At 53.1% G+C, this 9,102-nt stretch carries 13 protein-coding genes; 1 reads left to right on the top strand and 12 read right to left on the bottom strand.

Annotated elements, in window-relative coordinates; all coding sequences use genetic code 11:
- The coding region (locus tag QZL64_RS10765) for a hypothetical protein (RefSeq protein ID WP_441351094.1) at window positions 1-395 on the bottom strand (395 nt) is incomplete at its 3' end.
- Window positions 396-475: 80 nt separating this feature from the next.
- Here QZL64_RS10765 and QZL64_RS10770 point away from each other — a divergent pair.
- Window positions 476-1,171, top strand: a complete 696-nt coding sequence (locus QZL64_RS10770; RefSeq protein WP_014128570.1) for a hypothetical protein — start codon at window positions 476-478, stop codon at window positions 1,169-1,171.
- 200 nt (window positions 1,172-1,371) lie between these two features.
- Here QZL64_RS10770 and QZL64_RS10775 read toward each other — a convergent pair whose 3' ends face one another.
- The 11 genes from QZL64_RS10775 to QZL64_RS10825 all read right to left on the bottom strand — a co-directional run.
- Entirely contained in the window at window positions 1,372-1,788 is a 417-nt protein-coding gene (locus tag QZL64_RS10775) for a phage tail assembly chaperone (protein WP_014128572.1), read from the bottom strand.
- Between the two features lie 13 nt (window positions 1,789-1,801).
- Entirely contained in the window at window positions 1,802-2,221 is a 420-nt protein-coding gene (locus tag QZL64_RS10780) for a phage tail tube protein (protein ID WP_014128573.1), read from the bottom strand.
- Window positions 2,222-2,244: 23 nt separating this feature from the next.
- The gene (locus QZL64_RS10785) at window positions 2,245-3,327 is read right to left on the bottom strand and encodes a phage tail sheath subtilisin-like domain-containing protein (protein ID WP_014128574.1); all 1,083 of its coding nucleotides are present in this window, start codon (window positions 3,325-3,327) and stop codon (window positions 2,245-2,247) included.
- Window positions 3,328-3,330: 3 nt separating this feature from the next.
- On the bottom strand, window positions 3,331-3,771 hold the full coding sequence (locus QZL64_RS10790; RefSeq protein ID WP_014128575.1) for a phage tail terminator family protein: 441 nt from the start codon (window positions 3,769-3,771) through the stop codon (window positions 3,331-3,333).
- Window positions 3,768-4,187 carry an HK97 gp10 family phage protein gene (locus tag QZL64_RS10795; protein ID WP_014128576.1) on the bottom strand — a complete coding sequence of 140 codons (420 nt, stop codon included), beginning with the start codon at window positions 4,185-4,187 and terminating at the stop codon, window positions 3,768-3,770. The genes QZL64_RS10790 and QZL64_RS10795 overlap by 4 nt, the downstream gene beginning before the upstream one ends.
- Window positions 4,174-4,515 carry a phage head closure protein gene (locus QZL64_RS10800; RefSeq protein ID WP_021841991.1) on the bottom strand — a complete coding sequence of 114 codons (342 nt, stop codon included), beginning with the start codon at window positions 4,513-4,515 and terminating at the stop codon, window positions 4,174-4,176. The genes QZL64_RS10795 and QZL64_RS10800 overlap by 14 nt, the downstream gene beginning before the upstream one ends.
- 14 nt (window positions 4,516-4,529) lie before the next feature.
- Entirely contained in the window at window positions 4,530-4,811 is a 282-nt protein-coding gene (locus QZL64_RS10805) for a head-tail connector protein (RefSeq protein ID WP_021841992.1), read from the bottom strand.
- 3 nt (window positions 4,812-4,814) lie between these two features.
- The gene (locus QZL64_RS10810) at window positions 4,815-6,005 is read right to left on the bottom strand and encodes a phage major capsid protein (RefSeq protein ID WP_014128579.1); all 1,191 of its coding nucleotides are present in this window, start codon (window positions 6,003-6,005) and stop codon (window positions 4,815-4,817) included.
- 11 nt (window positions 6,006-6,016) lie between these two features.
- Window positions 6,017-6,724, bottom strand: a complete 708-nt coding sequence (locus QZL64_RS10815; protein ID WP_021841993.1) for a head maturation protease, ClpP-related — start codon at window positions 6,722-6,724, stop codon at window positions 6,017-6,019.
- Window positions 6,714-7,970: a phage portal protein gene (locus QZL64_RS10820; RefSeq protein ID WP_021841994.1), complete on the bottom strand. Its 1,257-nt coding sequence runs from the start codon at window positions 7,968-7,970 to the stop codon at window positions 6,714-6,716. Before QZL64_RS10820 ends, QZL64_RS10815 begins: the two co-directional genes overlap by 11 nt.
- 54 nt (window positions 7,971-8,024) lie before the next feature.
- Window positions 8,025-9,102 (bottom strand): terminase large subunit (locus QZL64_RS10825; protein ID WP_296309568.1); only part of this gene is annotated, 1,078 nt, incomplete at its 5' end.

The raw sequence follows: 9,102 nt of genomic DNA on the forward strand, positions 1-9,102 counted from the left end.
CCTGCGCCCGTTTCATCGCTGACAGCACGAATCTCATCACTGACCTTCTGCATGGAAACAACCGTCGTGTCGACCAAAGTCGAAATCTTGGCGATACCGTTGGCAAAGTCGCTGTGCAGCTTGAAGCCTGCCGTTGCGGCTGCCAGGATGGGGGCTGACAGCAGGGCTATCTTGTCTGATAAGCCGGAAATCTTGCTTCCCGTCTGCTCGATGCTCTTCGCCGTCCGTTTCTGGATGCGCTCATGCTCCGTCAGCTTGTCCGACAGTCCGCTGACCGATTGTTTCGCCGCCGCCATCTGGGTCTTCATGGTCCCCAGGCTGGCATTGACGCTATGCACGGTCGGCGTGAACAAATCCCGCAGCCGGATGGCGGCATCGATGACATTATTGGCCATGCTGTTTCACCTCTCAATGTTGTTACAGATATTAAAAATATAGTAAGATAAAAGAAATCTATCGTTACGGAGGAATTCCAATGCGCTATTTCAATGAAACAGAAAAAAGATTAGCTGAACGATATCACCATATGGAGCTTGGTACTTGCAAAATCTGTGAAGAATGTCACAAGAAAGAACATTTATCCTTACCGATTGGCTGCTGGTGCGTAGGTTCCGATTTTAATAAAACTTCCAAGAGAATTCTATTTGTCGGTAAAAATGCCAGAAACAATCCCGGCACGATTGAAGACGGCTTCCGCAATCCCTTTCAATATACCCGTGAATCTCTGTGGAACAAAAGCTGGCCATATTGGAGCTATACTCGTGCTATCACTCAGAGAATATTCGGTGACGATTCTATAGAACACATCGCATTTACCAATATTGTCAAATGCAACAATTCCGGAGGAAAGGATACTACCTCAGATTTTGTAAAATCCAACTGTATCCTAAACCTAAAAGTCCTTCAGCAGGAATTAAAGGTAATACATCCTACTCATATCATTTTTTATACATCTTGGTATTATGACGATTACATCCCTAACGTTTTTGACCGTTATAATATTCATTACAACGGTTTTAAAGACATTGGGAAAAGAAAAATGCCCTGGCAGGAAGCCATTTCCACCCTGGGCAATCAAACCTTTCATGTACTACGTGTCGGCCACCCACAATGCAAGAAAAAAAGCGACTTCGTCTATGAAATATCTAAGTGGCTTGAGCCTGCCTTATGACTTTATGGCAGATAGCCGTATTTTCAGCAGTTAATCCGATAATGCTGAAGATACTTTTTTATCGCGTTCTTCCATCTCATAGCGGATGAAAGCATACAGCACCTGCCGTTCGCCGTATCCCAGTTTCATGACCGCTGACGGCAGCAGGTGATGCTCCCGGAACAGGAGATACATTGCCTGCACTTCGCCATCGGTCCGGATCAGTTTTTTACGGCTTTGTCCGCCTTTTCCTGGGTCGTATAGCCGTTGAGTTCTGTGATCTGCGCTGTGAGATCAGCAATCTCACCTGCCAGGAAGAGCTTGCGGATGATGTCACCAGGAAGTACGGCCCCGAATTTTTCCAGCAGATCCTTGTTCTTGAGGTCCGGGTCGGCAATCCCCGCCAGGAGCGTCTGGGTCTGCATCTGATAAATGTCGATGTTATCGGCGCTGCCGTTGGTGAAGTCCACGGCCATCTTCTGGATATCGGCGTAGCGTTCTGGGTCGATAGCCCGGAGCGTGATGATAAAATCGAATCCGAACAACTTCGAGAGCCGTTCCATCTTCACTTTCTTTTCAGGCCGTTCGGCCAGCTTGTTCACTACATCTGCTTTCAGCAGTCGGTCTACCATATTCATGTGCTTGTTCTCCTTATGCTAAATCCAAGAGGTCCCAGTCCGAGAAAGTGAAGCTGTAGCTTTCCTCGCCCATCTTGTCCACTTCCCAGTCGGCCAGAATGAGGCTGTCAAAGGTCGCATCCTTGATGACGATGCGTTCGCTGCCTATGGCATCCTTGTCATCTAGGACGGAGACGATGGTCACGACGGTCTGCTTGCCCGCCTTAATGTTGTCGTTCATCTTCTTGATCATGTAGCTCGAGACTTTATGGAGCTTCAGCTGCCCTTTGCAGTCATAGCCCGTGACCTTGTAGCCCTTGCCGACATGGCGGAGCATCTTCACTTCTTCCTTGGTCAGGGTGACCTCGGCCTTGAAAGCCGTGGCTTCGGCCATGAGGTCGCCGTCGATATAGAGGTCGGCATACTTTCCGTTCATCACCCGTTTGGCTTCCATGCTGTTCACTGTACTTCACCTCCTCAGATATTGACGGCAATCGTGACATCTTCCATGGCATCCAGGAGCGAAGCATCTACGGCGATGAAGACATTGCTGCCGATGTTGGCCAGCTTGATGTCCATTTCCGACATGTCCGCCAGTTCCTCTTTCGTATATTTGCCATTGGATGCCAGCCAAATCTTCGTGGATTCCACATCGATATAAGCCGTGTTCTGCCCCTGTTCCAGCAGGCCCTCCTGGGCCAGCTGGTCAAGATACCCCTGGATAGCCGTCACCAGGAGGCATCGGTTGGCATAGCTGTTGGCATACTTGCCAAGGTAATGATCCTGGGCTGTGGTGCGGATATCGTCATACATCATGTCCATTAAATCGACGAGCTTGATTTTCTGGAACGATACGCCTTTTCCCTGGATTGTCGTGACCAGGGAGTTGATTCCGCGGCCCAGCTTGACCTTTTCCCCGTCAAAGAAAAAGAACAGCTTGCCGGCATCCGTCATGGTATCCATTTCTTCCTTCGTCCAGACGTCACAGCCGATGACTTCCGGCAGCGGCGCATACGTACAGGCAATGGTCATCGGCGTTCCTGCGATGATGCCCGCGATGCGCCCGCAGTACTGGGCCGTCGTGTAGGTCTTCGTTTTCGTACGGATGACTTGATTGACGAAGTTGATGACTCCTTCCGTATCCGCCGTGCAGTCCGGCAGGACGGCCTTGATGCGCTTATTCTTATTCGTCCGCATCCCCTTGATCCAGGTCGCGATAGTGTCGATGTGGTTTTCTTCGATGTCCGGGATGACTAGGTAATCGAAGCGCTTGTTCTCGATGGCCTTGAGGACATCGGTATAATCTTCTGCATCCTTGCTGATGATTTCGGCGATGACCTTCTTCGGACTGTTCACGTAGCCGCGAAGGGTCAGTTCCAGCTGCTCACGGTTGCTGTCTGAGAGTTCTTTGGGAATGTCATCTGCCGTGTACAGGTTCACTTCCGTCTGGGACGGCAGTGTCTCTTCTTTCAGAATCAGAAGGACAATACCGCGTTCGCTGCGTTCGACGGCACTGATGCCTTTTTCTTTGAACGCGATATTAATGGATGGCATTTTCATGGGTTACGTCTCCTTTCCCTGATACCGCTGATGCAGTACCTTCATGATTTCTGCCGTTTCTTCTTTTTCCCGGGCGTCATAGTACTGGAAGGTCAGCGTCAGACGCCCGCCGTCATTGTCCGTCCCCATCAGCTCCTCACTCATAGACACGACAGGGAGATAACGGTTGCCGACTTTCAGTCCGTCCCGGAATAAATTTTCCGCAGCAAAAAGCACGGCGTAGATGGCCGTGCTTTTTTCCTGCTTCTTCGGCAGATACGTAATGTAGAGGTCCGTATCCCGGTAGACCTCGTTTTCTTTCTGCGGCGTCGCTACCGTCATTGTCTTCAGGAAAAAGGCCGGCGGCGCAAAGCCTTCCTTGACTTCCTGCAAATAGACGGGGTACGGGAACCGCTCTTTGAGTTTCTGCTGCACCGCCTGCAAGATATCGATATCATGGATCATGTGCCGCCTGCTTTCTTGAGGAGCTTCTTCGTGAGTCTCTCCAGTCCCGGCTGCAAGTCGCTGGCTTCGAAGACCTTGACGGATTTCTCCGTATAGTGCTGGCCTTCATAATAGCCCACGGTCCTGCCGCCAGGTGTTTTCTTCGCATGGCCGTTATTTAAGAGGTGATGTACGGGATGCTTGTTGATCAGCTCATAGACCAGCTCGGAACCGTTGTAGCCTTCCACCTTATGCTTCCAGCCTTTCTTCAGCTTGCCCGTGCTGCCTTCCGGCGTGTTTTTTACGCACTCCTTCTTGAGCTTGTTGCCAAGCGTCACCAGGCCCTTTTCGGTAGTGCCGGGAAACTCTTCAATAGCAGAAAGCAGTTTTTCTGAAAGGTCATCCAATCCTTTGACCTCAAAGTCACTTCCGCTCATTGTCCGTCCCCCTCACTTCTTCCGTACAGTACAGTTCCAGAGCTTCATGGCGCATATACGGGTCAACTATGGTATCGATGTCGTAGAGGTGATCCTGATACTTCACCTTCATATCGTGGGTGACACCCGGACGCCAGCGAATGGTGATCTTGCTGTACTCCGTGTCCGCCTTGCGTTCCATCTCATAGAACACTTTGCCCCGGGCAGGCTCGATGGATGCCCAGCAGCGGTACACTACGACGTCGGCCTGGGTATCGAAACCATATTCATCCGTCACGGCCTGCTTTCCCAGAATCTCAATCCGTTTATTCAAAAGCCCCGTCTTCATGGGCATCCCCCTTTTCAAAAACAGCTCCGCCGGACCCCGAACAGCAGCCAGCGCAGACGTTTCAAAAGGCCTGCGTAGTCCGCTTCCTCCCGGTGCTCATATAAAAAAGCCTCAGCGAAGAGAATCGCTTCGTGAAAAACCACGGGATTCTCTTCGGCATCGGCTTCCTCGCAACGGGATATATCCAGGCAGAGGGCCTGGGCTGTTTCCAGGGAAGACTGGATGACGTCATCATTACTCGTGTCATCTTCATCAATCCGCAGGTATTCCCTGGCTTCTTCCAGCGTCACAATCATGGCTTATCCCTTCGCTTTCATCTCCAGGGCCTTGACCGCTTCCTTGAGCATCAGCATGCCATCGACGCGCTGGCTGGCAAGGAAGCCGATCTGGCCGTTGGCGGCATACAATTCGTTAAGCCGCTTGAAGGAGCGGTATTCCCTATCGGCAATCCAGTAGTAGCTGAAGTCCCCGAAGAGCATGGGACGGCTGCCCGCCGCCAGTTCCGGTGCAAAGGAAGTGCAGTAGCAGGGACGGTTCAGGATAGTATCCGGCGTACCTGCGGTGACAGACGGCTGCCAGATGTAGTTGCCGTTGTTGTCCTTCACCTTGCGCAAGGCCTTAATGGTTGCATCGTTCAGGAGCCATACGGCCTTGCGGCGGTACGGGATGCGCAGGGAGTGATACAGGTCGATGACATCATCAAAGGTGATGGATGCGCCATTGGCTATCACGCCCAGCTCCGCGGACGGGAACACGCCAGTCGGCTTGTTCTTCCCGTCACCGGTGAGGAAGGCTTCTTCTTCCTTCGTGCCGATACGGCGGGCAAATTCACCGGCAATGTAGCTTTCCAGGTCGAAAGCGCTGTCGTTCAGCAGTTCTTCCGACACACGGATAGCCGTCCCCAGCTTGTACGCCCCGATGGACTGCTGGCCGAAGGTATCCTGGCTGTCCGGGTAGAGGCCGTTCTCTTCCATCCAGGACGCTTCGCCATGACCCGTCACGATGGGAATCTTGCGGTCGCCGCTGGTGTGGATGACCGTGGCCAGGCCGCGGAAGAAATTCTCTTCCTGGAGCTTGTCGATGAGCTGGTGTTCGAATTCGTCCGGTACCAGATAGCCACCATCAGCATCGGTGCCTGCACTCAGGGCGTTCTGTACATCAATGAAGTTCTTATGGCGGATGCTGTCCCAGAAAGCCTTACGATAGGCATCGGACGCACGGCCTCTCTTTTCTGCTCCATTCTGGCCTGCGCCAGGGAGTTCAGTAATCGGCATCGTGGTCGGCTGGGACAGCTGGGCATCGAGCTGCTGCTGGCGTTCCAGGCGGTCGATTTCTTTGCCGAGGTTCACCACATCCGCTTCCATCTTGTCGTAGCGAGCCGCATCTTCTGCAGAGACCATGCCGTTTTCATCACGGACGGTATCCAGAAAATTCTTGGCGGCATCCCACAGATTCTTGCGTTTCTCACGCAGTGCTAAAATCGTATCCATTGTTGTCCTCCTTAATGAATGAGCAATGCCAGCCGGTTCTCCAGGGAAGCGGCTGGCACTTTATTGACAGGTTCACGTGGTTTTAATTTCTGTACTAACGAATTGGTGACAGTAACAGGGGTGTAAATCATGGCTTCCGGCTGCTCCCCATCGTCTTTCTTCTGGTCGAAGAGGATTTCATCGGCAAAGCCAAGTTCCACGGCCTTCTTCGCGTTGAGCCAGGTCTCGTCATCCATCATGTGCGAAATCTTCGTGCGGGCCAGGCCGCTCTTGATTTCGTAAGCGTTGATGATGCTCTCCTTGACTTCGCTCAGCATGCCGATGGTCTTTTCCATCTCTGCCTGATCGCCATAGGCCAGGGTCGCCGGATTATGGATCATCAGCATGGCCACTGGCGACATGCAGACCTTGGTCCCGGCCATAGCGATGACGGACGCAGCCGAAGCGGCCAGGCCGTCAATCTTGACGGTGACGTTCCCCGGATAATCCATGAGCATGTTATAGATTTGGGCAGCGGCAAAACAGTCACCGCCCGGACTGTTGATCCAGAGTGTGATATCGCCGCTGCCCGCATTCAGTTCTTCTTTGAATGCCTTCGGTGTCACTTCATCGCCCCACCAGGTCTCATCCGAAATCTGGCCGTCCAGATACAGCGTCCGTTCACTGCCGAAAGAATCCGGTGCTTCGTTAGTCACCCACTTCCAAAATTTATGTTTCATTCGTATCTCCCTTCTGGGCAAAAGCCCCGGCATCCTTGAGCTTGGTCATGCTGCCATTGACAAGGTATAGATTACCGCCCTCTTCATCCGACACGGGATTCATGTCTTCCATCTCCCGGATATCGTTGGCGGACAGCCAGCCGTTCTGCCGGCCGATGCTGTACCCGGTCATGCGGCTCTCATAGTCGCCGCGCATGAGACCGTTCACGTTGAACTTCAGGAAATACTGTTTCTTCTCTTCCGGCAGGAACAGGGCTTTCTGCATGGCCTGTTCCCAGCGGATGACCCATGGATCCAGCGTGTACTTCACAAATTCCATGGACTGCTGCTCAATATTATTGAAGGAACTTTTCTCCAGGTCGCCAATCATGTGTGGCGGGATGCGGTAGAGCCGGGCAATCTCATCGAGCTGGAACTTCCGTGTTTCCAGGAACTGTGCTTCTTCCGGCGGGATGCCGATCTGCTGGTACTTCATGCCTTCTTCCAGCACAGCCACCTTGTGGGCATTGCCCGTCCCCCGGTAGACGGCATTCCACGAATCCCGGACTTTGGCCGGATCCTTCAGAACGCCTGGATGTTCCAGCACCCCGCTGGGGCTGGCCCCGTTCGCAAAGAAAGAGGCACCGTATTCCTCGCAGGCCATGGTCATGCCCACGGCATTGCGGGCCATGGCAATCGGCGAATAACCGACCAGGCCGTCAAACCCAAGGCCGGGGATATGCAGCACTTCTTCCTTCTGCAGGGCCACCTGCCCGTACGGCTTGATGTTCGGATTCTCGTCTCCCGTCTTGGTATACAGATAAAAAATCTTTCCCCGGTCATCCCGGCAGACGGTCATCTTGTCCGGCCTGAGCGGGTATAGTCCCTGTACCCGCCCTAATCGGTCGCGGATGATCTGGGCGTAAGCATTGCCCCAGATGAGCAGGTGGCTCATGAGCGTTTCCCGGAAGATAAACGAAGTCATCTCCGGATTCGGCTCATCATGGAGCAGATGGTACAGCGGATGGTCATAGACCCGCTCCTTGCCGCCAGGCGTGTAACGGTACAGCTGGAGCGGCAAGGCCGCCAGAGTTTCCGCCAGGATGCGGACGCAGGCATACACTGCCGTCGTCTGCATAGCCGTGAACTCGTTCACCGTCTTGCCACTGGCAGAGGGGCCGAACAGATAACGAAAATCCGTGCCGATATAATAGTTCTGAGGCTTGTCCCGGGTACGGAACAGGCTGGATAAAAAGGGGATTCTCATAAAATACCTCCAAAAACGGGCACAAAAAAGCACCTGCCATTTTTGCAAATGTCTTTAAAATGCAATAACACCTCGTTCGTCATAGACACTGCCACTGCCAGTCCCGTTGCGGATGCAGCGGTCTAGTGCCATGATGGACGCCACGATTCCGTCAATCTTTTCGACGGATTTTTCTTTGTCCGGCTTGATGTTTCCCGCAGGATCTTGGCGCATGACGACGTTGCTGGCCATCCATTTGAGAACGGGATTGCCGCCATGGATGATGTTCCCTTCCATCAGGAGCTTGAACAGCTCCTTCGACGGCGGCGACATATCCTTGAACCCCTGGCCGAAAGGCACCATGGTGAAGCCCATATCTTCCAGGTTCTGCACCATCTGGGTGGCGTTCCAGCGGTCATAGGCGATTTCCCGTATGTGGTACGTTTCCCCCAGGCGTTCGATAAACTTCTCGATGAAGCCGTAATGGATGACGTTCCCTTCCGTCGTCTGGATGAAGCCCTGCTTCTGCCAGACGTCGTAGAGAACATGGTCCCGGCGGCACCGCAGTTCCAGCGTGTCTTCCGGCAGCCAGAAGAAAGGCAACAGGATGTATTTCTCATCATCGCTCCGTGGCGGGAAAGCCAGTACCAGGGCCGTGATATCCGATGTACTGGACAAGTCCAGCCCGCCGTAGCACATCCGTCCCCGCAGGGAATCCAGGTCAATGGGAAGGCTCCCCTTGTCGTAGACCTGTTCCGGTATCCAGCGGATGCTGGCCGAAGTCCAGATATTGAGCCGGAGCTGCTTAAAGACATTCTCTTCCGCCGGATTTTCGACAGCATTCCGATAGGCTTCCCGGACGCGATCAATCTGAATGGTATGCCCCAGAGAAGGATTGGCTTTGTACCAATTGGCTTCATCCGTCCAGTCTTCCTCATGTTCCAGGCCATAGACCACGGGGTAAAAGGTGGAATCTTTCTTTCGGCCCGCCATCAAGTCAAGGGCCTTTGTGTGCAACTCATAGCAGATACTGTTCTTGTCGTTGCCCGCCGTCGTGATGATGAAGAAGAGCGGCTGCTCCCGGGCATCGCCGGAGCCTTTGGTCAGGACATCATAGAGCTTGCGGTTCGGCTGGGCGTGGATTTCGTCAAAG

The organism is Veillonella sp. CAG:933 (genome assembly GCF_000431435.1).
Lineage (GTDB): Bacteria > Bacillota > Negativicutes > Veillonellales > Veillonellaceae > Veillonella_A.

Coding starts and splice junctions, on each gene's coding strand:
- QZL64_RS10770 (WP_014128570.1), top strand. CDS start 476: ATGCGCTATTTCAATGAAACAGAAAAAAGATTAGCTGAACGATATCAC.
- QZL64_RS10775 (WP_014128572.1), bottom strand. CDS start 1,788: ATGAATATGGTAGACCGACTGCTGAAAGCAGATGTAGTGAACAAGCTG.
- QZL64_RS10780 (WP_014128573.1), bottom strand. CDS start 2,221: ATGGAAGCCAAACGGGTGATGAACGGAAAGTATGCCGACCTCTATATC.
- QZL64_RS10785 (WP_014128574.1), bottom strand. CDS start 3,327: ATGAAAATGCCATCCATTAATATCGCGTTCAAAGAAAAAGGCATCAGT.
- QZL64_RS10790 (WP_014128575.1), bottom strand. CDS start 3,771: ATGATCCATGATATCGATATCTTGCAGGCGGTGCAGCAGAAACTCAAA.
- QZL64_RS10795 (WP_014128576.1), bottom strand. CDS start 4,187: ATGAGCGGAAGTGACTTTGAGGTCAAAGGATTGGATGACCTTTCAGAA.
- QZL64_RS10800 (WP_021841991.1), bottom strand. CDS start 4,515: ATGAAGACGGGGCTTTTGAATAAACGGATTGAGATTCTGGGAAAGCAG.
- QZL64_RS10805 (WP_021841992.1), bottom strand. CDS start 4,811: ATGATTGTGACGCTGGAAGAAGCCAGGGAATACCTGCGGATTGATGAA.
- QZL64_RS10810 (WP_014128579.1), bottom strand. CDS start 6,005: ATGGATACGATTTTAGCACTGCGTGAGAAACGCAAGAATCTGTGGGAT.
- QZL64_RS10815 (WP_021841993.1), bottom strand. CDS start 6,724: ATGAAACATAAATTTTGGAAGTGGGTGACTAACGAAGCACCGGATTCT.
- QZL64_RS10820 (WP_021841994.1), bottom strand. CDS start 7,970: ATGAGAATCCCCTTTTTATCCAGCCTGTTCCGTACCCGGGACAAGCCT.